The sequence below is a fragment of the Alicyclobacillus acidoterrestris genome (assembly GCF_022674245.1).
GTDB lineage: Bacteria > Bacillota > Bacilli > Alicyclobacillales > Alicyclobacillaceae > Alicyclobacillus > Alicyclobacillus acidoterrestris.
In genome coordinates this window covers 3,823,153-3,845,597 of record NZ_CP080467.1, presented here as the reverse complement: position 1 = coordinate 3,845,597, position 22,445 = coordinate 3,823,153, and the positions used below count along the sequence as shown (strand labels likewise).

General features: G+C 54.5%; 18 protein-coding genes. 9 read left to right on the top strand and 9 right to left on the bottom strand.

Going from position 1 to position 22,445, the window contains the following annotated elements; translation table 11 throughout:
• Positions 1-58: 58 nt before the first annotated feature.
• Together K1I37_RS18880 and K1I37_RS18875 are read right to left on the bottom strand one after the other, a co-directional pair.
• On the bottom strand, positions 59-1,249 hold the full coding sequence (locus K1I37_RS18880) for an MFS transporter (protein WP_021298367.1): 1,191 nt from the start codon (positions 1,247-1,249) through the stop codon (positions 59-61).
• Between the two features lie 212 nt (positions 1,250-1,461).
• On the bottom strand, positions 1,462-3,402 hold the full coding sequence (locus K1I37_RS18875) for a S9 family peptidase (RefSeq protein ID WP_021298368.1): 1,941 nt from the start codon (positions 3,400-3,402) through the stop codon (positions 1,462-1,464).
• Positions 3,403-3,653: 251 nt separating this feature from the next.
• Between K1I37_RS18875 and K1I37_RS18870 the strand changes: the two genes are divergently transcribed.
• The 3 genes from K1I37_RS18870 to K1I37_RS18860 all read left to right on the top strand — a co-directional run bounded on the left by K1I37_RS18870 (position 3,654) and on the right by K1I37_RS18860 (position 7,515).
• A complete protein-coding gene (locus tag K1I37_RS18870; protein ID WP_021298370.1) occupies positions 3,654-5,138 on the top strand; it encodes an aldehyde dehydrogenase family protein in 1,485 nt (494 codons plus the stop codon).
• A gap of 254 nt (positions 5,139-5,392) precedes the next feature.
• Complete coding sequence (locus K1I37_RS18865; RefSeq protein ID WP_021298371.1) at positions 5,393-6,514, top strand: NADH-dependent flavin oxidoreductase; 1,122 nt, start codon at positions 5,393-5,395, stop codon at positions 6,512-6,514.
• Positions 6,515-6,618: 104 nt separating this feature from the next.
• Positions 6,619-7,515 (top strand): DMT family transporter, encoded by an 897-nt coding sequence (locus K1I37_RS18860; protein ID WP_081654272.1) that lies wholly within the window; start codon positions 6,619-6,621, stop codon positions 7,513-7,515.
• 533 nt (positions 7,516-8,048) lie between these two features.
• Here the strand turns inward: K1I37_RS18860 and K1I37_RS18855 are convergent.
• Positions 8,049-9,233, bottom strand: a complete 1,185-nt coding sequence (locus tag K1I37_RS18855; protein ID WP_272496358.1) for an IS256 family transposase — start codon at positions 9,231-9,233, stop codon at positions 8,049-8,051.
• Between the two features lie 403 nt (positions 9,234-9,636).
• Positions 9,637-10,899 carry a glycoside hydrolase family 18 protein gene (locus K1I37_RS18850; protein WP_021295981.1) on the bottom strand — a complete coding sequence of 421 codons (1,263 nt, stop codon included), beginning with the start codon at positions 10,897-10,899 and terminating at the stop codon, positions 9,637-9,639.
• Between the two features lie 272 nt (positions 10,900-11,171).
• Between K1I37_RS18850 and K1I37_RS18845 the strand changes: the two genes are divergently transcribed.
• Complete coding sequence (locus tag K1I37_RS18845; protein WP_236613858.1) at positions 11,172-13,100, top strand: AMP-binding protein; 1,929 nt, start codon at positions 11,172-11,174, stop codon at positions 13,098-13,100.
• 120 nt (positions 13,101-13,220) lie between these two features.
• Here the strand turns inward: K1I37_RS18845 and K1I37_RS18840 are convergent, their stop codons facing one another.
• A complete protein-coding gene (locus K1I37_RS18840) occupies positions 13,221-13,568 on the bottom strand; it encodes a hypothetical protein (protein ID WP_236613857.1) in 348 nt (115 codons plus the stop codon).
• A gap of 52 nt (positions 13,569-13,620) precedes the next feature.
• Between K1I37_RS18840 and K1I37_RS18835 the strand changes: the two genes are divergently transcribed.
• The 4 genes from K1I37_RS18835 to K1I37_RS18820 all read left to right on the top strand — a co-directional run bounded on the left by K1I37_RS18835 (position 13,621) and on the right by K1I37_RS18820 (position 18,013).
• Positions 13,621-14,850 carry a Zn-dependent hydrolase gene (locus K1I37_RS18835; RefSeq protein ID WP_021295978.1) on the top strand — a complete coding sequence of 410 codons (1,230 nt, stop codon included), beginning with the start codon at positions 13,621-13,623 and terminating at the stop codon, positions 14,848-14,850.
• A 99-nt stretch (positions 14,851-14,949) separates the two neighbouring features.
• Positions 14,950-15,549, top strand: a complete 600-nt coding sequence (locus tag K1I37_RS18830; protein ID WP_021295977.1) for a nitroreductase family protein — start codon at positions 14,950-14,952, stop codon at positions 15,547-15,549.
• 203 nt (positions 15,550-15,752) lie between these two features.
• On the top strand, positions 15,753-17,558 hold the full coding sequence (recQ, locus tag K1I37_RS18825) for a DNA helicase RecQ (protein ID WP_021295976.1): 1,806 nt from the start codon (positions 15,753-15,755) through the stop codon (positions 17,556-17,558).
• 179 nt (positions 17,559-17,737) lie between these two features.
• A complete protein-coding gene (locus tag K1I37_RS18820; protein ID WP_152498751.1) occupies positions 17,738-18,013 on the top strand; it encodes a hypothetical protein in 276 nt (91 codons plus the stop codon).
• 517 nt (positions 18,014-18,530) lie between these two features.
• Here the strand turns inward: K1I37_RS18820 and K1I37_RS18815 are convergent.
• The 4 genes from K1I37_RS18815 to K1I37_RS18800 are packed head-to-tail and all read right to left on the bottom strand — an operon-like array spanning position 18,531 to position 21,292.
• Entirely contained in the window at positions 18,531-19,001 is a 471-nt protein-coding gene (locus tag K1I37_RS18815) for a pyridoxamine 5'-phosphate oxidase family protein (protein WP_021295974.1), read from the bottom strand.
• A gap of 15 nt (positions 19,002-19,016) precedes the next feature.
• A complete protein-coding gene (locus tag K1I37_RS18810) occupies positions 19,017-19,247 on the bottom strand; it encodes a non-oxidative hydroxyarylic acid decarboxylases subunit D (protein WP_021295973.1) in 231 nt (76 codons plus the stop codon).
• A 34-nt stretch (positions 19,248-19,281) separates the two neighbouring features.
• The gene (locus tag K1I37_RS18805) at positions 19,282-20,706 is read right to left on the bottom strand and encodes a non-oxidative hydroxyarylic acid decarboxylases subunit C (protein WP_021295972.1); all 1,425 of its coding nucleotides are present in this window, start codon (positions 20,704-20,706) and stop codon (positions 19,282-19,284) included.
• Positions 20,696-21,292: a non-oxidative hydroxyarylic acid decarboxylases subunit B gene (locus K1I37_RS18800; protein WP_021295971.1), complete on the bottom strand. Its 597-nt coding sequence runs from the start codon at positions 21,290-21,292 to the stop codon at positions 20,696-20,698. The genes K1I37_RS18805 and K1I37_RS18800 overlap by 11 nt, the downstream gene beginning before the upstream one ends.
• A 139-nt stretch (positions 21,293-21,431) precedes the next feature.
• Here K1I37_RS18800 and K1I37_RS18795 point away from each other — a divergent pair, with 139 nt between their 5' ends.
• Complete coding sequence (locus tag K1I37_RS18795) at positions 21,432-22,325, top strand: LysR family transcriptional regulator (RefSeq protein WP_021295970.1); 894 nt, start codon at positions 21,432-21,434, stop codon at positions 22,323-22,325.
• The last annotated feature ends 120 nt before the right edge of the window (positions 22,326-22,445 follow it).

Here is a 22,445-nt window from a genome sequence, read left to right as displayed (position 1 = left end):
GCGTTCGTCTTCGTTTTACATTGCTGTATGACTCGTCACCACAACGTCAGGCCTTCAGCTAGGCGCGGCGCGCTCTGTCCTGGAGCATGCTGACGAGCGCTAGAAGAATGCCGACGACGGTAATTAGCGCGGCGGCAATGGGCACGGCGCGAAGGCTGATGCCGCTGATGATCACGCCGCCAAGAAATGCGCCGCCCGCGTTGCCGAGGTTGAACGCGGCGATGTTGAGTGCTGAAGCGACGGTCGGCGCCGCTTTTGCCACGTTGAGCGTGCGCACTTGCAGCCCTGGAACAATGCCGAAGGCGGCAGCCCCCCACACGAGGATGGTGAAGATGGCGAGCGGCTTGTTCTCATCGGTGATGCTAAACACTGCCAAAATGATTGCGAGCAGAACGAGAATACCCGTCAGGGATGGCATCAGTTTCCTGTCTGCGAGCTTTCCGCCGTAGATATTTCCCACAGTGATGCCGACGCCGAAGATGACGAGGATGATAGATACCATGCCAGGCGAGAACTTCGTGATGTTCTCAAGGATAGGCGTAATATACGTGAACGCGGTGAAGACGCCGCCAAAGCCAAAGACGGTCATACACAAGGCGACAATCACGCGCGGACTGCGCAGTACGGATAGTTCCTGTTTCAGGCTCGAAGTTGCCGCTTCTACGCGCGGAACGAGTTGAATAATCCCCAAGAGTGCTACAAAGCCAAGGGCTGTAATGAGCCAAAATGTCGATCTCCACCCGTAGTGCTGCTCGAGAAATGTCCCGATGGGCACCCCGAGGATGTTCGCGAGCGTGAGTCCCGTAAACATGGTCGCGATGGCGGCGGCACGCCGTTCTTTTGGAACCAATTCGGAGGCGACGACGGATCCGACTCCGAAAAAGGAGCCATGCGCCAATGCCGCAATCACTCGCGCGATCATGAGGACGGAATAGTTCGGTGCCAATGCGGACAGCCCGTTGCCGACAATGAAAATGCCCATCAACATCAGTAGGAGTGCCTTGCGCGGCATTTTGTGTGTGGCGACGGTCAGGATGGGCGCTCCGATAGCCACGCCTAGTGCGTAGCCCGTGATGAGCAATCCGGCCGCGGGTATTGTGACGTGTAGGTTGTCTGCCACGTTTGGCAGCAGCCCCATGATGATAAATTCGGTCATGCCAATCCCAAATGCGCCGACCGTCAACGCGTACAGTGCCATGTTGCCACGGCGCGGGACGGGATTTGCGGATGTGGGATTCATGGTGCTCATTGTGTTGCATAGCCCCTCTCTTGCCATAATTCAGTTCCATTATGATACCTGATATGGATTTGTTACTGGTGCATCGTAACACAGGTTCATCCGGATAGAAAATCGCCTATGGATGGGGGACAAGCGGGCTCGTGTATTCTGAATTGCGCGTCGGTCAGAGGCTGGTGTTCGCCAGCCTCTTCGTGCGACCGAGGATGATACAAAGGGGATTCTCACAGGTTGTCGATATGGACGGGAGGAATCTCATCTGCAGGTGTGAAACCAAAGACTCGGCTGTAGAAATAGAATTCACCGTCGAGTGAACGCTTGATGTTCTGCGCCATGCGGAAGCCGTGGCCTTCACCTTCGAATGCGACGTAGGCGACCGGCAGTCCTTTTTTCTTGAGTGCGTCAACCATCAACTCGGCCTGATTGGGTGGGACAATTTTGTCGTCCAATCCCTGAAAGAAAATGACCGGGCAGGACAATTTGTCCGTGAAGTTGATGGGGGAGCGGTTGTAGTACACGTCCTTGGCCTCTGGATAGGGACCGATAAGGCCGTCCATGTAGCGCGATTCAAATTTGTGCGTTTCCTGGGCGAAGATTTCCAGTTCGCTTAAACCGAAATGGCTTGCGCCCGCCGCGTAGACGTCCGTGAACACAAGCGACGCGAGCGTCGTGTAGCCGCCAGCGCTGCCGCCGGCAATGGCGACGCGTTGTGGGTCAACCTCGCCCTTGTCAATGAGGTAGCGCACTGCGCTGACGGCATCCTGGACATCGACTATGCCCCAGTTGCCTTTTAAACGATCTCGGTACTCGCGGCCGTATCCGGTGGATCCGCCGTAGTTTACATCAACCACCGCGAATCCGCGGCTCGTCCAGTACTGCGTGGACAAGTCCAAGACAGGTGACGAGGCGGACGTCGGACCGCCGTGCACGTGCACGAGGAGCGGCGGTTTCTCGTTTACCGGCGCTTGGTAATCGCGATTGTTTGGCCGGTAATAGATGGCGTGCGCCGTTTTCCCGCCCTCGGTTGGGTACTCAATGGCCTCCGGGATGGACAGGTAGGCGGTGTCGATGGACAGATCTCCAGAGGAGCGCACGACATTTGCGGTGTTGTTTCTCACATCAAAGCGAACGACACTCGGGAACGTCGTCGGTGACGCGGCGATGAATACAGCATCGTGATGGTTGGAATGACGGTTTGTGTGCACTGACGAAAAGGAGGTGTATGGGGTGTCAATGACTGTCAGTTTACCCTCGTTCACATGGATTTTCGCCAAGTACCAGGTACCGTTTTGCGTGTAGGCCGCGAGGATAGTCGAGTCATCCAAAAAGTCGTAGTTGGAGAAGCCGAACTGCCAACTGGGCACGCCAAATTCAGCGTCCATCGGGTAGAGGGCTTTTGCTTGTCCCTCTTCTAGGCGGTACAAGTTCCACCAGTTCGACTTGTCCGATACGTAGTAGAGTTGACCACTTGGGGACCATTTCGGTTGGATGACCGATTCGCCGTTACCCCCTGCGACTTGTACGGCGTTTGTGACGCTGCCATCCGCGGCTACGTCGCCAATCCAAAGGCTCGTCTCATCCCAGGGCATGTTGGGATGATTCCAGGTCAACCAGGCGAGCCTTTTGCCATCCGGACTCAAGCGCGGATTGGAATAGAAGTCGTTGCCTTGGACGATGACGCGCTCATCGCTGCCATCGAGGTTCATGGTGACGAGCGTGGTCTCGGCTTGAATGGAAGATTTGGTATGATCTTCGCGCACGAAGAACAACCGCCCACTCGTTGGATGGGCGACACCGTCGGCATAGCGGTGGTTCGAATTCGACGTGATGGCTGAAATCTGACCATCTGCCGCGCGTCGGTAGAGTAAGTTGTCGGCAAAGTTTGAGAAGATAACTTCGCCTTGGTGTACGACGTACGGTGCGCCACCGTACTCGTGAACGCGTGTGCGGACGTTGTATGGGGCTTTGGTCAACTCCCGAACTTCCTGATTTGCACCGAGTGCAAGTATCGTATTGCGTCCCTGCTCTGCGGGTCTTGCTTCGATAAAGTAGAGCACACCGTCGTGAAACGATGCACTGACGACGGGCGTAGTTCCCTGTACAATCAAGTCGGATGTGATAGGGGATTTCCAACTGCCATAAGCTGCTGTGGTCTTTTCGGTCATTGTCTATGCGATCCTCCTGAATGATTTGACATTTACTATTTTACGAAATTGAATGACGGAGTTCTACTGATGCAACTCAACTGCAACACATCGCGCTTGTTTCGCGTGGACGACAGATTTCTTCAAAACAGCTATGAAATCGACAAAATTCTCAATTGACCAACAATTTGAAAATGCCTATGATGTTTATGAAAGCGATTTCCATTGGTCTTTCGAACACTTTACTTTAGAACCAAGGAGGGCAAAGTTGAATGGCGGTAAACCAGTTACACGTTCATGACAATGTCGTTGCGTTTCTCCGTGGGACCAAGGAACTGTTCATCGATGGGAAGTTTGTACCTTCTGCATCAGGAAAGACATTTGAAACGGTAAATCCAGCAACGGGCGAAGTGCTGGCGGTTGTGTCTGAGGCCGAGGCCGAGGATATCAATCGCGCTGTGGCTGCTGCCCGCCGCGCGTTTGACGAGGGCCCATGGTCGACCATGAGCGGCGCCGAACGCGGGCGGCTTCTGTATAAACTAGCGGATTTAATGGAAGCGCATAAAGAGGAATTGGCTCAGATTGACACGCTGGACAACGGCAAGCCCATTCGGGAGACGACGAATGCAGACGTGCCACTCGCGATTGAGCATTTTCGATATTACGCAGGTTGGGCATCAAAAATCGTCGGGCAAACGATTCCTGTAAATGGGAACTTTTTCAATTACACGCGTCACGAGCCGGTCGGTGTCGTGGGGCAGATTATCCCCTGGAACTTCCCGCTTTTGATGGCGGCGTGGAAGATGGGCGCGGCGCTCGCGATGGGATGTACCATCGTGCTCAAACCGGCTGAGCAGACGCCGTTGTCGGCCTTGTACCTCGCGTCATTGGTACAGGAAGCCGGGTTCCCCGACGGCGTCGTGAACGTGGTGCCTGGTTTTGGCGAAACGGCTGGGGCGCCCCTCGTCAATCACCCGCAGGTGAACAAGGTGGCCTTCACGGGATCGACTGAAGTTGGGAAGTTGATTATGCGTCAGGCGGCGGACTCGCTGAAGCGCGTGACGCTGGAACTCGGAGGCAAGTCCCCGAATATCATTTTGCCCGACGCCGACTTGTCGCGCGCGATTCCGGGTGCCCTGATGGGGATTATGTTTAACCAGGGGCAGGTTTGCTGCGCAGGATCACGGCTCTTCATTCAGAAGAAATCGTACGACAACGTCGTGGCGGACTTGGTGTCGTTGGCGAAGAATATCCGCCAAGGCAATGGCCTGGAAGCGGACACGGAAATGGGGCCGCTGGTCTCCGACGAGCAGCAGAACAAGGTGTTGGGGTACATTGACAGCGGTTTGAACGACGGTGCAGAACTGCTCGTAGGCGGGCAACGTCCGTACGACCAAGGGTACTTTGTATCGCCGACGATTTTTGCCAATGTGCAAGACGATATGGCGATTGCCAAAGAGGAGATCTTTGGACCTGTCGTCGCGGCGATGCCGTTTGAAGACCTCGACGAAGTGATTCGCCGCGCCAATAACAGCGAGTATGGATTGGCGGCTGGATTGTGGACGGAAAACGTGCGCAGTGCACACTACGTAGCCAGCAAGCTCAAAGCCGGAACGGTGTGGGTGAACTGCTACAATGCCTTTGATGCGGCGGCGCCGTTTGGCGGATACAAGCAATCCGGTATCGGGCGCGAGATGGGATCGTATGCGTTGAACAACTATACAGAAGTGAAGGACGTGTGGATTAACCTCGACTAATCGTCGAGCGGTATCTGACTGGATGCTGCACCAGCTCCGATGTGATGGATGACAAGACGCGTTCGTCTGATTTCGGCGACGCAATACCATATCTTTCGAATGGACCAAATAGACCACAGCCTCTGTGAATGGGCTGTGGTCTTTTGGTGCGCCCAGCATTTGCACTTCCTTTTTGTAACTAGTAGGATGGTAGAGGAGTGCCATTCGGGGCATGATGAGAGAGAAACTTGCCTTTTGACAAGGAGCGAAGTGCAGTGAATTCAGTGTATCAACCGTTATTTCAATCGATGACGCTGCGAAGTGGCGTGGAGGTTAAGAATCGAATTGTCATGGCGCCGATGACCAACTTTTCGTCCCACGATGACGGTACGGTGTCGGATGATGAGGTGGCATATTACGCTCGCCGATCGGGCGGCGTCGGCATGGTCATTACAGCCTGCGCGAACGTGACGGAAAATGGAAAGGGATTCCATGGCGAATTTGCAGCGCATCGGGATGAGATGATTCCGAGTTTGCGGCGCCTCGCGCAAGCGATTCAGGCGAAGGGCGCGAAGGCGGTGCTGCAGATTTTCCACGGTGGCCGCAGTTGCCCGCCAGAACTGGTGCCAAATGGCGACGTCGTCAGCGCCAGTGCCGTGGCGAATGAGGCAGAGGGTGCCGTCGTCCCGCGCGCGCTTGAGGACGCGGAGATTCGCGATATTGTGACGGCGTTTGGCGAAGCCACGCGGCGTGCTATCGAGGCTGGGTACGATGGGGTCGAGATTCACGGCGCCAATGGTTACTTGATACAGCAGTTTTTCTCACCGCATTCCAACCGTCGTACCGACGAATGGGGTGGCAGTCTGGAAAAGCGTATGGCCTTCCCATTGGCGATTGTCGATGAAGTGACGCGGGTGGTCCGTGAACACGCAAATCGACCGTTTTTGGTTGGCTACCGGTTTTCTCCTGAGGAGCCGACAACGCCTGGTATCACCATGAACGATACGCTGGCGTTGGTCGATCGATTGGCGGATCAGCCACTCGATTATCTACACGTCTCGTTGATGGACTTTTGGTCGAAGCCGCATACGGGTGCGGATACGTCGCAGACCCGGTTGGCGTTGATTCAGCGGCAAGTGGGTGAGCGGGTGCCGGTGATGGGGGTCGGATCGATTCATACACCCGACGAAGCACGAAAGGCACTGGAGACAGGGGTGCCGCTGATTGCACTCGGTCGCGAACTTATCATGGAACCGGATTGGGTAGAAAAGGTGGAGCAAGGACGCGAGTCCGAAATCCGAACCACGCTGTCGAAGAATGACCGCGAAACCCTGGTGATACCTGAACCGCTTTGGCAGGCGATTATCAACACGCCGGGCTGGTTCCCAGTCGTTTAATGTGACGGCATACCGTCATTTGGGTTTGTGCGTACGAGTCAAAGGGTATATGAAGAACCGTTCATCCGCATGACTGCGATGAGCGGTTCTCTTTGTGCACAAAGATGGGGAGGGTTCACCGTGGGAGAGCGTCGAGAACCAAATCTGTCCTCCTCATAGCCGCATTGGTGATTATGTGGGGAGTCAGTTGGCCGATTTACAAAATTGCATTGAATGATACGCCGCCCATTTTGTTCGCCGGATTGCGAACGCTGATTGGCGGTATTCTGCTCGGTATCGTGAGGTTGCCGAAGTACCGGGAAATTCGATGGAAACAAACTTGGCATATTTATCTCATTGCTGCTTTTTTTAACGCGATCGTGTTCTATGGTCTGCAGACTGTCGGTTTGCGCTATTTGCCTGAGGGATTGTTTACGGTGGTTGTGTATTTGCAGCCAGTGCTGATTGGTTTGCTGACATGGTTGTGGCTCGGCGAACGGCTGTCGGTTTTGAAATTGGTCGGGCTGCTCCTCGGATTCGTTGGCGTCGGTGTCATTAGTGTCTCGAGCATCTCGGGGCACGTCTCGCCAATCGGCATCATCCTGGCTATCGCGACCGCCGTCGGGTGGGCAATCGGAACCATCTATGTGAAAAAGATTGGCAACCGCGTGGACGCCTTGTGGCTGGTGGCCTTTCAGTGCGGTATCGGTGGGTTGGTGATGACCGCCGTCGGATCCGGCTTCGAGCACTGGTCGAGTATCGTTTGGAACGCGCCGTATCTCTGCGGCCTCATCTACGGCGCAGTGTTTGGCATTCCTATCTCGTGGGTGGTCTTCTTTACTTTGGTCCGATCCGGCGACGCCAGCAAAGTGGCCTCGTTCACGTTCCTTGTGCCGCTCATCGCAATTTTCCTCGGCACGTTGTTTCTGCACGAGCCGTTCACAGATTACCTGCTGATTGGGCTTGTGCTGATTGTCGTCAGCATCTATCTCGTGAACCGCACGCCGCGTGCCAGGGGCTAAGCGTAGAGCAGCGGGGCGGGCGTGGCCCGGGCGTCGTGTGGGTGCGTGGGGGTGCGTGGGGGTGCGTGGGGGTGCGTGGGGGTGCGTGGGGGCGTCATGGGGCGTGGGTGTGCCTGTTGCGGCGTGATCGACCGTCGCTTTGCGCGTAGTATGCGTTGGGATGGTGCAATGAGCGTGCGAATGTCCACTGTTGACTGGCCGAATGCGGGCGGGGATGTCTTATTAAGACAGATGCCCCGGATGACAGGTAGCGTCAAGAAGTCTGTGTAAATCCGCATGTAGGAATCAGGGGAGATCCTCATCATTGCGAGTCTTCGTGTTTTTTAAGTCTCTTCGTTGAATATTCCGAACAGGCACCTTGCTGTCTTGTACGTTACCAAGGTAAATATATCCATCCCTCACGTCTTACAGCCTGAGTGGGAGGGGTGAATGGCCTTTGGCCAGAGGGGAGGAGCGAAGCGGCTTCCCCTGTGCAGAGCCTGTGGAGCTTGTGGGCAACCCTATTCTTGGGTTGTCCATCAAATCCACAGGCTTTATTTCGTTTCCTCAGTACCGTACCTTTCAGCAAACATCTCACGGAGGCGCTTCTGGGTACCTGTATCCGCAAATCCCCGCAAGGCGCGTTTCGACCATTTCTCGTTATAGCCTGTTGCGAACAGATACACGATCTTCTCAGCCGCCTCAAGGTTCGCGATGCTATTCATTGGCTTGACTCTCTTGCGGATTTCCTTAATTGTCCGCTCGATCGCGTTAGTCGTATAGATAGCATACCGTATCGCTGCAGGGTACTTATAGAAGACCAGGAGGTTGTCCAAGTCCTCTCGCCACGACTGCACCTCACGTGGGTACTTCGCGTTCCACTTGCTCTCGAATTGCCTGAAGCATCCTAGCGCTTCCTCGTAGGTCTCACTGGAATATACGCCCTTCAAATCCGCAAGAACCGTTGCCTTGTCCTTGGCTCGGACTTTCACAATGATGTTGCGTAATTTGTGAACAACACAGCGTTGGAAATCGGCCTTCGGGTAGACGGATAAGAAGGCTTCCTGCAGTCCGGTCAACCCATCTGCTACACCAATCAGGATTTCCTCAAGCCCACGCGCACGCAGATCATTGAAAATCTCTCGGCAAGATGTAGCGCTCTCCGTGCCACCCACATAGTAGCCAAGGATTTCTCGGTGTCCATCCTCATCAATTCCCATCACGACATAGATGGATTCGTTGTCCACGGTATCCCGCTTGAGCGCCACATACATCCCATCCATGTACACGACAGAGTACCGTCGTTTTAAGGGGCGCTTGCGCCAAGCATCTACATCCTGTAATACGATATTCGTGATGTTGCTAATGGTGGTCGGCGAGTATTGAACACCAAGCATCCGTTCAATGAATTGCCCCACCTCACGCGTACTCATACCGCCCTTGTACATTGCGATGATGGTTTCTTCCAACCAAGCATCTCGCCGACTATACGGCTCAAATATGCTGGTTTGAAACTCACCTTCCCGGTCTCGAGGAACATGTAAATCCTCAATCCGCCCAAACCGTGTATCCAGCGTCCTCGTGTAATATCCGTTGCGACTGTTCTTCAATTCCGGATGCTCTACCGTCAGGAAGTTGTGGATCTCCTCACGCATAATGAGCTCCAAACGCTCTTGGATGAACTTCGACATTTCCATTTCCAGTTGTGCGGCAAGCAACTCTTTGTTAGTCTGATACAAAGTAGGGTCATCTCCTCTGGACTTCAGCAATCTTGAGGATACCCTACTTTTCCTATTTTGTGGACTGCTTACACAAACTATTTTACGCCATCGGATGACACGGAAATAGAGTAGATAATCTGCCTTATCTACCACGAAGGGGCGGATTTTGGGTAGTTTGAGGCGGATTAAGGTCGAAAATTTGTCTTATCGGCGCGATGTCCCCTGAAATGGCAGGAATAAGGCAGAAAAGTGACCTTAATTCCTCCGATCCGCCGCCGAACCGCCGCCGATCCGCCCCTCACCGCGGCCAAGGGCCCCCGATCCGCCCCCTCACCGCTGGCCCAGGGTCCCCCCGATCCGCCACTCCACCGATCCTCCTCACAGGCCGCTCCACGTGCAGCGGCCTGTTCGCTGTGGCGCGTTAAATGATCTTTTTCGGCGTGAAGAATTCCTGAATCAGGGGAATCGCTTGCGGAAATTCAAATTGAAGCTGCCAGGCGCCGACGCCGCGCAGGCGGTAGTTGACGACCAGTTGGAACTTGGCTGCCCGAGCGCGGGCGTCTTCGAACCAGACGACGTGTGAGCGGCCACTTGTATCTTGATAGCGGAAGTAGGGCTGCTGGTCCTGGGTAGAGAATTGGATGGGCACTTGGTACTGCCGCGCGGTTTGAACCGCTGAGGACACCGAGACCGCTGATGCGGATGTGGCCGTTCCGTTTGCGTCGAGAATCCAGTCGTAGCCGTAGCGTGGCACACCGAGGATGATTTTGTTCGCGCGCATGTATTGGAGCGTGTACTCGATGGTCTGGGTGACGCCAGTGATCGGCGCGACCGGCCCAGGTTGTGTGTGCGCTTCGTGGAAATCGTAGGCCATGATGAAGGCGAAATCAACGACGCTGCCGATGCCGCCGTAGTCGTACCCGCGCAGCCATGGTACGTTGTCGCTGGTCTTTGGCGGCAAGGCGACAGAGGTGTAGTAACCGCGCGGACTCAGCGCTTGTTTCAGTTGGTGGAGGAAGCCCGTGTATGCATCGCGATCCCCCTCTAATACCTCCTCGAAATCCACATTGACGCCCGCAAATTGGTGTGAAGTCCTCAGGTACAGGATGTTGTTGATGAGGCGTTGGCGAGCGCTCGGGGAGTTGAGGACTTGACTCGCGAGCGATCCGCTAAACCCTTGCGCGGTAAGGTTCGTGATGGTGGCCAAAGGCGCGACATGGTTATTTCGCGCGGCGGCCACAAAAACGCTGTCATCGAGCGTGCTTAAATCGCCATTGGCGTAAAAGTGGTACTCAAAGATGCCGTAGTACGCGTTGTATGTCGCGAAGAGGTTCGCCATGGATTGATCCTGTGACGGAGTGGTTGGCACGAGATAGCTGAGGCCCTCGATGGGATACTTCGGCCGCGGCGGGATGTACAGGCGCATGCCCGGCGTCAGGTTATCGGAAGGCAAACGGTTTGCCGCGCGGAGTGCGGATTCTGAGGTGAAACTCATTTGCGACAAGGTGTATAAGGAGTCGCCGGGCTGCACGATGTACACCGACGACGGAATAAACAAGGATTCGCCTGGAATGAGCGGTGTATTGGCGACACCATTCGCCGTGCTGAGCGCGCTCATCGAGACCTGAAATTTTGCCGCGATGTGAAACACGGAGTCCCCTGGTTGTACAGTGTAGATGAACACGGTGCTCGTCTCCTTTCACACGGTCAAAGACTCTAAGCAACATATTCATGGGCACTCGCTTGTGTCATCTGGTGAGGCATGTTTCGTGGTTGCGCTTTGTGATCGGTACTGCTGCGCCCGACAGGGATTCGCGCAAGGCGCGCAGAATTACAAGTATCATATACATATGGGCAAGAGGTTAATGATAATGGAAGGATTTATGGAATCCTTCTAGATACTGTGTCGCCACGTGCGTTAGGGAGATGGCTATGACGCCGCAGAATATAAACCGAGTGAGTTTTCAACGACACGCGATTTATTTGGTGAACAATACCATCTATACGCGTTTTGATAAGTTCCTTCGGCACGTGCCGATTGGCGTCCCTATTTTTGTCAATGCGACGCTCGAAGCGCGCTACCGAGAGGCACTCAAGGGGCGCACGTACACCGTTCTCTCGTCTGGGAACCTGTTCTCGTTTCGGGCCTTGTTGGGTGCTATCGCAAAGGGTCAACCTGTGCTTGTTGCACTTGATGTCGATCAAGCTGGCTTCCAAATCATTGGCCGGATTGCCATGAGGGCGAACGTCCCGATTGTACCGGTACATGTGTTGGGGGATAAGTTTTTCGCCGCAGAGGAGATTGTCGCGGACCAGTGGGTGTCTGTCTTGAATCAAATTCAGTCGTTTTTGCTGGACAGCTATCTGGGGACGGGCCGCGACATGCAGATGAACTTGTTTAATGAGTTGCTGGAGGCGGCCAAATATTACGGTGAGGATTGGCTGATTGCCAAGGACATGTCTGGGCGCGTGACGTATCGCGACGTCTTGCTCAACACCTACGTGTTGAGTCAGCGACTGCAAAAGATCACCCGGGGCGCGCAACACATCGGCGTCTTCTTGCCGAATTCGATTGGCAACTTAGTGACGTTGTTCTCCTTGTTTTACTTGGGGAAAACGCCTGTCATGTTAAATTACTCCGCTGGTGTACAAACGATTTCAGACGCGTGTGACACGGCGCAGGTCTCCGTTGTGCTGACTTCGCGGGAATTTATCGAAAAAGGGCAGCTCGAGGCGGTCGCCCAGGCGCTCACCGCGAAGTGTCGCGTTTTTTATTTGGAGGATGTGCGCCAATCTATCTCGATGATGGATAAGATCACAGGGTTTCTTCAGTTTCGGCGTCGGCGTCGGGCGCGGGCAGTCGACCAGAGGTTGGTTCTGTTCACGTCTGGCAGTGAGTACCGCCCGCGGGGCATCGTCTTGTCGCACGAAAACATTTTTGCGAACGTGCAACAAACGCGATCCGTCATCGATTTTGGCACGGTCGACAAGATGCTCAATGCCATGCCTATGTTCCACAGTTTTGGGCTGACAGCCGGCGCTATCTTGCCACTGCTGTGCGGTGTACAAACGTATTTGTATCCCTCTCCGCTGCATTTCAAGCGGATTCCGGAGTTGGCGGGCGAGGAGCAATCCACCATTTTGTTTGGCACCTCCTCGTTTCTTGAAAAGTACGGCCAATATGCGAGTGAAGACGATTTTCGATCGCTACGGTACGCCGTGGTCGGTGCAGAACGTCTGAATGCGGAAGTGGAAAGTTATTGGCTGAACAAGTTTGGACTGCAGATTATGCAAGGCTATGGGGCTACGGAGACGTCCCCGATTATGTGTCTCGATACGCCGCTGAACCACAAAAAGGATAGCGTCGGTCGATTTTTGCCAGGCATTCGCTACCGTCTCGAACCTGTGCAGGGCATTGATACGGGTGGCAAGTTGCTGATACAGGGGCCAAATTTGATGGTGGGCTATCTCACGCACAACGAGGGGTATACCCAACAGGAAGGTTGGTATGACACGGGGGATGTGGTGACGGTCGACGAGGATGGGTTTGTCACCATTATTGGCCGACTCAAACGCTTTGCGAAAATCGCTGGCGAGATGATTTCACTGAATCTCATTGAACAGCTCGCCGCACAGTGCTACGGGCTGGCCGATTTTGCAGCCGTCAACCTCCCTGATGAGCGACGGGGTGAAAAAATCATCTTGGCCACGACCGCAACCGATCTCACTTTGGCACCTTTTCAGCAATTTATTGACGCGCATGGGTACTCTCGGCTCCACATTCCAAGTAAAATTGTCCATTTAGAGGTTCCGTTGTTGGGTAGCGGCAAGACGGACTACGTCACGCTCAAACAGTGGATTGAGGCGCGGTTGTCAGACGGGTAGGAAAATTTTCGTGGGCTGTCGGGTGGATGCACGCGATGGTGCATCGCCCGGTTCGCGCCGTTCGGGCGCTGGCGCGAACCGGGGAGTCCAACGCGGCTTGCCTGGCGATTCTGCGATAAGTCAGGGTTTATGGCAGCCGGGGCAGCCGGGATCGACGACTTCATTTCTTGTCATCGGTTGGACATAGTGTCTTGGCACGTTGACAATCACTCGGCGCTCCACGTTGACGATTGGATGGATGATGGGTACTTCGCGGGGAATGTAGCAGTCCCGGACGATGTACTGCGGATCGCAAATGATAGGCGGGCATTTCTTCATCATCTGAACAGCACCTCCGTAAATTGTGGTTGCCTTATAATCCATGCACGGATAGGGCTGATGGTAACGGGCAAGCGCCTGTTCCCTCGGAAACTCGTTTTTTTTGCGATTGACATCAGCAAAAGATTCAGTAGTATTTGACTCATTCATCAACGGGACTCGAGCTACAAATTTGGTTGTGAAACGAGAGGATGAGCGCTACGTGGTGAACCAGGAAAGGTTATGGCGTCGGTTGATGGCACTCGGCGAGGTTGGCAAGCAGGCGTCGGGTGGCATTACGCGCTTGGCGTTTACACGGGAAGAGCGCGAGGCAAAAGACTTGGTGAGCAAGTGGATGCAAGAGGCGGGACTGGAAGTTCGCGAGGACGCCGTGGGCAACCTCATTGGTCGCAAGGAGGGAGTCCATCCGGAGGCGGCGGTGGTACTGGCGGGATCGCATATTGATTCGGTGTTTCACGGTGGCAACTTCGATGGCCCACTGGGCGTCTTGGCGGCAGTTGAGGCACTCCAGTGCATGGGGGAAGCGGGGATTCAACCGGAGCGACCGATTGAAGTGGTGGCATTTACGGATGAGGAAGGTGCGCGTTTTCGCTTTGGCATGACGGGCAGCCGCGGATTGGCAGGCAACCTGCGCATAGAGGAATTGGAGGCGCAGGACGATGCTGGCGTCAGCATTGCTGAGGCGATGCGCGCGTGCGGATTCAATCCGGCGCGAATTGGCGAGGCTGCGCGCCCGAAAGGGTCTGTCCACGCTTACGTCGAGGTCCATATTGAGCAAGGAAAGGTATTGGAGCAGACCGGTTTGCAAGTGGGCGTTGTGACGGGACTTGCTGGACCGCTCTGGCTGAAATTCACCGTGACGGGGACGGCTGGCCACGCAGGGACAACCCCCATGGCGCTGCGGAGCGACGCTTTGACTGGCGCAGCAGAGATAATATTAGAAATTGAGCAGGCGGCTGCGCGAGAAACGCGAACGGTTGGTACGGTGGGACAATTGACGGTGTATCCTGGCGGCGTGAACATCATTCCTGGGCGGGTCGAATTTACGCTCGATCTCCGCGACGTCGACGCCTCCACCCGCCGCGCTGTGGCGGATGAGATTTGTCGCAACGCCGAGCAGATCTGCGCAAATCGCGGGTTGACGCTCAGCGTTGAGACGTTGCAGGATATTGCGCCACTGGCATGTGCAAAGGAGATTCAAGACGCGATTTACGACGCGTGCGAAACAGTAGGCATTAAGACGATGCCGGTGGTCAGTGGGGCGGGTCACGACTGCATGCAGTTGCAGGATTTGTGTCCTGTGGGCATGATTTTCGTGCGATCGAAGGATGGAATCAGCCATCACCCCGACGAATGGAGCGCGCCGGAGGACTGCGCGGCGGGCGCCAGTGTGCTGTATCACACGTTGTTGAAGTTGGCGCATTTGGGATAAGAGTTGGCCGAGTCGGACAAAATTCACAAGGATGAGCGGCTGTGGCTGATGAACTCAGGAGCAGCTGTCGAAGCCTGCAGTGAAGGAGAGAAGACTCAAATGGCCAAGGATTTTTACGAGGCGCTTCGCCAACGGCGTTCCTATTATGGGATTAGCGATGAATCTCCGATTTCGGACGAGCGTATACAGGAAATCGTCGAGGAAGCCGTGAAACACACACCGTCCTCGTTTAACTCCCAGAGTACGCGTATTGTCCTGTTGCTCGGCAAAGAGCACCAAAAGCTTTGGGATATCACGACGGATGTGCTGCGCGCCGTGGTCCCTGAGGGACAGTTTGCCCCTACTCAGCAAAAGATGGACAGTTTCCGCGCTGGGCATGGGACGGTGCTGTACTTCGAAGATTTGTCCGTGGTTGAGGATTTGCAGCGTCAATTCCCGCTCTATCAAGAAAACTTCCCGGTCTGGGCCCAACACACGAATGCGATGCATCAGTTTGTCATCTGGACTGCTTTGGAGATTGAGGGACTCGGCGCAAGTCTACAGCACTATAATCCGCTCATTGACGAGCGTGTGAAAAGCAATTGGAATTTGCCTGAAAAGTGGCAACTGGTCGCGCAAATGCCGTTTGGGAAACCGACTTCCGATCCCGGCGACAAAGATTTCAAACCCCTCGACGCGCGGCTCAAAGTCTTCCGCTAAGTGCATGGATTGGCCTGCGGAACGTGGGAACTTGGAATATGGGGACTTAAAGGAAGACCGTGAGAAATAGGGATATAGGTAATCTGACACTGCCTCTGGCGGTGTTTTTTGTGTTGGTTTTCTGCTCGTACGCTGATTCTCCTAAAGATGAACGATTTGTCGAGCGTTTCATGATAAGATCATGGGTAAGAGGAGAGCAAGCCATGACTCAGACTGACACGCGATTATATGAAGCAAGAGAATTGCTGCGAAAATATTATGGATATCCCGATTTCCGCCCTGGCCAAATTGACATTGTCGAGAGTGTTCTCGCAGGTAGAGATACGGTCGGCATTATGCCTACAGGTGGCGGAAAATCAATTTGTTACCAGATTCCGGCGCTTTTATTCGAAGGGATTTCGATTGTGATTTCTCCTTTGATTTCCCTGATGAAAGATCAGGTAGATGCGCTGTCGAACGTTGGCATCCCAGCGACCTATATCAACAGCAGCCTCACCGCTGACGAGGTTTACCAACGGATGAGACAGGCGGAGAACGGGGAGTTCCGACTCATTTACGTGTCGCCAGAACGTTTGGAGGCCGGCGCGTTCATGGCGTTTATCAACCGTTTGCGCCCGCGCATGGTGGCTATTGACGAGGCGCACTGCTTATCGAGTTGGGGCCATGATTTTCGGCCGAGTTATCGCGCGATTTCACCGCTTCTTCAGCAACTGGACGAGCGCCCTGTCATTGCGGCGCTGACCGCGACGGCGACGCCCGAAGTGCGCAAGGACATCGTCGAATTACTGCACCTTCATCAGCCCAATGTGTTTGTGACCGGCTTTGATAGGGAAAATCTTTCGTTTTCTGTCGTCACAGGGATCGATAAGCGCGATTACGTTCTTACCTATCTGGAACGTCGACCGAATGAAGCAGGAATTATTTATGCGTCAACGAGAAAAGAAGTCGATAGTCTCTATGAGTTTTTGGAGAAGAAACGGGTGCCGGTCAGCCGTTATCACGCGGGGCTAAGCGATGAACAGCGCAGTCGGAATCAAGACCAGTTTCTCTATGACGAAACGCGGATTATGGTGGCGACGAACGCATTTGGCATGGGTATTGACAAGTCGAATATCCGTTTTGTGATTCACTACAACCTGCCGAAAAACCTTGAGTCGTATTATCAAGAAGCCGGGAGGGCCGGGCGCGATGGGGATCCCGCTGACTGCGTGCTATTGTTCCAACCGCGCGATGTCCAGGTACAAAAGTTCCTCATTGAGCAGACGGACACGGCGCCGGATCGACGGTCACTCGATTATCAGAAACTGCAGGCGATGGTGGATTACTGCCACACGACACACTGCTTGCGCGGCCACATCCTGACGTATTTTGGCGACGAGCATCCCCCACATCAATGCGACAACTGCAGCAACTGTAACGGCGATTTCGACAAACAGGACGTCACTGTCGCAGCGCAGCAGATTTTTTCCTGCGTGCTTCGCATGCGGGAGCGCTTTGGCGTCAAACTGGTTGCGGGCGTGTTGCGGGGCTCCCGCGATAAGCGCATCCAGGAACTGAACCTCGATACGCTTTCCACGTACGGGCTGATGAAGGGGAAATCGGAGAAGGAGGTCGTCGGCTATATTCAGACACTGATTGCCGACGGTTATTTGAAGCTTTCAGACGGCCAATTCCCAGTCGTGCAACTTCAGTCGACCGCTGTACCGGTATTGAAAGGGCAGGCGAGTGTCGTCGTTCGTGTGCCGAAGCGCGTCAAGGCGGCTGTACAGCATGATAACGGTTTGTTTGAAGTGTTGCGGGCGTTGCGCAGAGACCTTTCGAAGCGCGATGGCGTGCCGCCGTACGTGATTTTCTCCGACAGCACGTTGCGTGAAATGGCGGCAGCTTGTCCAACGGACAAGTCGTCGATGCTGGCGATTCGCGGCGTCGGAGAAATGAAATTGAACCGCTATGGCGCGGAATTTTTGGCCGCTTGCCGGCAGTTTCGCGCCGAGGGTGTCGCAGACTGAACGAACTGATACGGCGGTAGGCATCGCCGCGTGCTATGGGCGGGTAGGTGTCGTTGCCAGGAAGAGGAGTCTGTACGCGCTGTGCAGTGCATGTTGCGGTGTAGTGTATCTGGGCATATTCCCAGCCTGTTTGTGCATCCTAGATGCGCAGCCAATTTCATGAAACGGGTGTGGGGAATTTGTCCAACGCGCAATGTTATGTATTCCTTGCCGATTCAAAAGCGACGCGCCAGGTGCTCACGATTTTTTCCAAGGCGGACGGCGATGGCAAAGACAAGGCAAAGGAAAAAGTGCAGGCTGTCTTGAAGGCGCGCGAGAAAGATCCGTGCGAGGTGTTGTATACAGGCACTATCCACTTTGAGGACGCCGAAGCCCAAGTCATCGCAGATCAGAACGAATTCTTCGAGAAGCACGACTCGGTCTGGATTCTTCGCTGCCGTTATCGCGATGCGTAAAGGTTGGCCGCTGAAGGATCGGTCGGTGTTCGCCTCTGGGGCGGAGAGTAGAATGTGGAGAGAGCGGAAAATAGGGCAGTATTTCTGCGCTATTTCCGCTCTTTGTTTATATCCGGCGGAATTTAGACAAGAAAAATGTCTTATTGCCCGAAAAATCGGCGATTTCCGGGGTCACGAGGCGCAATAGTGCAGATTTTCTGCCTTATGGGCCGTCAGAATGAGGACGATGTCTTAATAAGACACGAGGGCCTGGTCCATCCGCCCGATCCGCCACCCATGCCGCCCTACACGAAAAAGGACGGCACGAAGCCGTCCTTTTCTGTAAGTCAACTGCGGTTTTGAGACATCCTTAAGCGGTCGTCACCATCACACATCAGCCTCCTTACAAGACTTATGATGCGCAGAAATCGCAGCTTTATGCGTCATTCGGCCGCGGATTGTGCGATACTGTACGTCCACTGTCGATCCGCCTGTCGACCCGATTGTCGATCCGCCTGTCGATCCACCGCCGCCTGGCCTAACCCTCTAGCGTGTCCTCGATGGTGTCTTGCCAGCGGGCGAGAACACTCGCGGGATCCTTTAGTTCTATGCGAATGCCGCTTGTGAGGTCGGCGTATTTTGCCACGTCCTCACGGATGCCCTCGATGGTGGCCGCGAAGCGGCGCAGATTGTGGCGGGCGTTCGGATTCGACGCCAGTGGCTCGACGCGGAGGCGAATGTAGTACGCCTTTGCATCGTGAACGAGGACGAGCGTCGCTTGCCCTCGCTGTTCGAGGTTGTGCGTCGTCGACGTACTAGGCCACATGGCGAGTCGCATGTGTGTGCTATCGACGGCGACGACCTCCCCGACACTGACCATGGCCGCATGCGGCCAAAGGTCGTCGGTGACCGTCAATAACATCATCGCGTCGTGTTGTTTTTGCGACAGGTCGTCGCCACTGAAGAACGTCAGTAGGCTGTCAGGAAGTTCGCGCAGATTCCCGAACATACAATCAGCCCCTTATCAGCGGTTTATCCGCGGTGGAACAGTCGGCACCTGGATGGCGTTCGGAATATCCGCCTGATTGACCTTGAAGCTCGGTTCGTATTTGCTCGGGTCGGTAAATTTATCGGCTTCCGTGGAACGCCACGTGTAAAAACAGACCGGACAAGAGTAGACCGTCCAAGCGCCCTGGACCGGAGACTTTGCGACCGCTTCGGCTTTGGTTGAATCACAGCGTGGGCAAGTTGTCATGTGAACCACACTCCCTTATCGATTCTTCTGTACGTTATTGATTGCTGAGCAGATCTTGGAAAATTTTCTCCCACTTCTCCGTTGCCAATGGTGCGTCGAGCGGTTGCGAGTAGTGGCCGCGTGTCTCTGGGGCCACCGGTGTCGTCGCGTCGAGAATCATCTTGTGGGAGATGCCGGCTGGGTTGGAGCCGGGATCGAGTGGTAAAACGGACATGTCCGGCAAGATGATGACGTCGTGAGCTGGGTGCATCTTGGTCGACAGCGCCCACATGACTTGTGGAAGGTTGAATGGATCAACCGTCTCATCCACTACAATCACGAGTTTACAATATCCGAGGCCGTGCGGTGTCGTCATTGCGCGCATGCCGACTGCTTTGGCAAACCCACCGTACCGTTTCTTGGTCGAGATAATGGCGACGAGGCCATGCGTGTACATGGCATTGACGGCCACGATTTCGTTCGGGAACGCGTCCTTGAGTTGCTGATACATGGGCACGCAGGTGTTGACGCCGACCATGTAGTCCGTCTCTGTCCATGGCATACCGATGTAGAGGTGCTCGAAAATCGGGTTCTTGCGATGGTATACCCGTTTGATGCGAATGACAGGCATGCTTCGCCCACCAGAGTAGTGACCTGTGAACTCGCCAAATGGGCCCTCAAATTCGCGCACGCCGGCCAGGATTTCACCTTCGAGGACAAACTCCGCGCCCCAAGGTACATCCAGGTTGGTGCCAGGCAAGGTAAATACTTTGTACGGCTCTCCCTGAATGGCACCGGCCATTTCGTATTCCGACTGGTCGTAGCCAATTGGTGCGGCTGCCATCGTGGTGATAACCGGTTCACAGCCGATAGCTAGCGCGACGGGGAGGTTTTCTCCGCGCTCTTCGGCCATGCGTAAGTGCACAGCGATGTCGTGCTGCGGGACAGGCTGGATGCCAAGTGTATCGCGGCCCTTGACCTGGATGCGATAAATGCCGACGTTTTGTTTGTCGAAGTTGTCTGGGTCAGACGGGTCGCGCGAGATGACGCACGCCTTGTCGATGTAGAAGCCACCGTCGTATTGGTTCAAGCGGAATAGGGGCAGGATATCGAACAAGTTGACGTCCTGATTGATTTCGACTTCTTGGAAGGGCGCGCTGTCCATGCGCTCGACCGGAACCGGGAAGTTGTCCCAACGGCGGGCGAACTCAAAAAACTGCTCTTTAACCGGCGTGTTCTTGGGAAGCCCCATCATCAGCGCGTGATTGGGCCACGATCCGATGACGTTCATGGCGACCGACGCGTTTTGATATCCGTTGATATTGGTGAATAGCAGAGCGGGACTTTTGTCGCTGACGTTGTTGATGGCGCGTCCTGCAGATCCTAAATCGGGTTCCGGCATGACCTCGTCTTCAATGGTGAGCAACTGGCCCTCTTTGCGCAGGGTGTCCAGAAAATCTCGGAAATCCTTATATGCCATCGTGTGAACCTCCAGTTCTTACTTCCGATTTGATGCCTTCCCAGCGGTTGGCCTCTTCGGGTGGTAATCCGATTTGATCCATCACACGGTACACAATGTGGTTCACCATGTCATCGAGCGTTTCCGGATGATTGTAGAACGCTGGCATCGGTGGGAATATCACGGCGCCCATTTGCGAAAGCGCCAGCATGTTTTCCAGATGAATGGTGTTTAAAGGCGTTTCACGGGTCATTAAAATCAGTTTCTTGCGCTCTTTGAGCATCACGTCGGCAGATCTTGTAATCAAGTTGTCTGCGAGTCCGATGCGAATCGACGCGAGGGTCTTCATACTGCAAGGCGCGATGATCATCCCGTCGACCTGAAATGATCCGCTCGATATTCTCGCGGCCTGGTCTTTGTGTGAATAGGTATAGCTGGCCATCGCCAATACATCGGCGACCGAGTATGGCGTTTCATACGGAATTGTCGATTTTGCCCACGGTGATACCACGAGATGTGTTTCCACACCTGCGTCGTTCAGTAATTCGAGGAGTCGAATCCCGAATATCGCACCGGTGGCGCCTGTAATACCGACAATGATTTTCACGGATCTCCCACCTTCCTTCGTTGCCTCCGCGGTGGCATCTTGTTTCACGACGTAAAGTGTAGTATACGTTTATGGATATTAAAAATATTTGTTAAATCTATTGGTCATATGATTATCATATGGATGAGGTGCTGCCCGGATGGATTTACGCCAACTCAGATATTTTGTGACCATCGCGGATGCTGGACAGATTACGGCGGCAGCGAAACGATTGAATATCGCTCAGCCGCCATTGAGCCAACAGCTCAAGCTCATGGAACAGGAGCTCGGCGTTACATTGTTTGAAAGAAGCAAGAAAAATATGACGCTTACGGCGGAAGGCATAGCACTGTACCAGCGCGCCGTTGACTTATTGAAGATGTTCGACGATATGGTGGTCGAGGTGCAAGAGCTCGGCGGTGGCGTGCATGGCACGCTGTCGATTGGAACCACCCTGTATTCTGCGCCATTTTTGTTGGACTGTGTGATGCGCCTGTGGACGGAGCATCCGCAGTTGACGTTTAAAGTGTGGGAAGGTGAGCCGGACAGGTTGCAAGAGTTGCTCGACAGCCGCGCCATTGAGGTGGCGGTGACGAACTTTCCGGTGCGCATGCAGCGCGTATCAATACACCGGACACAACCCGATTTGTTTGTGTTTGTCACGCCCGAGAATTGGTTCCCCGACCTGCCTTCGTCCATCCACATGCGGGAACTGGTCGAGCAGCCGCTCATTTTGTTGGGGCCAGTCTACGGATACGGTATTTACAATCAGATTGTGGACGAGCTGCACCGATTCAGTGAAGAACCCAACATTGTCTGCGAGTGTCACGATTCCACAATGTTGTTCCGACTGGTGCATGCGGGATTTGGCGGGACCATCATCCCGAAGTCGGTGCTGACGCTCCTTCCTTCGCACAAGTTTTGCGCGATCCCGATTGACGGAAGCCAGTTGGCTTACGAACCGACCGTGGTCTGGAAGTCGGGTGCGCACCTCTCCAACGCGGCGCGCGCGTTTTTGTCAGAATTGCCGACCAATCCAGATCGGGATGCGTGAGACGGAATGAAACTTGAAATTTGCGGAAGATAGATAGGCAAGCGGTTTCAAGATCTTGAAACATTTCCCCGGTTTGTTACAATCAAATTTCGGTACACGAAATTTCTGGTTTATTTCCGG

What these genes read in the sequence shown, in the direction of transcription:
- K1I37_RS18840 (WP_236613857.1), bottom strand. Translation starts at nt 13,568, where the DNA reads ATGAATGAGTCAAATACTACTGAATCTTTTGCTGATGTCAATCGCAAA.
- K1I37_RS18880 (WP_021298367.1), bottom strand. Translation starts at nt 1,249, where the DNA reads ATGAGCACCATGAATCCCACATCCGCAAATCCCGTCCCGCGCCGTGGC.
- K1I37_RS18860 (WP_081654272.1), top strand. Translation starts at nt 6,619, where the DNA reads ATGGGGAGGGTTCACCGTGGGAGAGCGTCGAGAACCAAATCTGTCCTC.
- K1I37_RS18815 (WP_021295974.1), bottom strand. Translation starts at nt 19,001, where the DNA reads ATGTTCGGGAATCTGCGCGAACTTCCTGACAGCCTACTGACGTTCTTC.
- K1I37_RS18830 (WP_021295977.1), top strand. Translation starts at nt 14,950, where the DNA reads ATGGCCAAGGATTTTTACGAGGCGCTTCGCCAACGGCGTTCCTATTAT.
- recQ (WP_021295976.1), top strand. Translation starts at nt 15,753, where the DNA reads ATGACTCAGACTGACACGCGATTATATGAAGCAAGAGAATTGCTGCGA.
- K1I37_RS18795 (WP_021295970.1), top strand. Translation starts at nt 21,432, where the DNA reads ATGGATTTACGCCAACTCAGATATTTTGTGACCATCGCGGATGCTGGA.
- K1I37_RS18870 (WP_021298370.1), top strand. Translation starts at nt 3,654, where the DNA reads ATGGCGGTAAACCAGTTACACGTTCATGACAATGTCGTTGCGTTTCTC.
- K1I37_RS18805 (WP_021295972.1), bottom strand. Translation starts at nt 20,706, where the DNA reads ATGGCATATAAGGATTTCCGAGATTTTCTGGACACCCTGCGCAAAGAG.
- K1I37_RS18875 (WP_021298368.1), bottom strand. Translation starts at nt 3,402, where the DNA reads ATGACCGAAAAGACCACAGCAGCTTATGGCAGTTGGAAATCCCCTATC.
- K1I37_RS18810 (WP_021295973.1), bottom strand. Translation starts at nt 19,247, where the DNA reads ATGACAACTTGCCCACGCTGTGATTCAACCAAAGCCGAAGCGGTCGCA.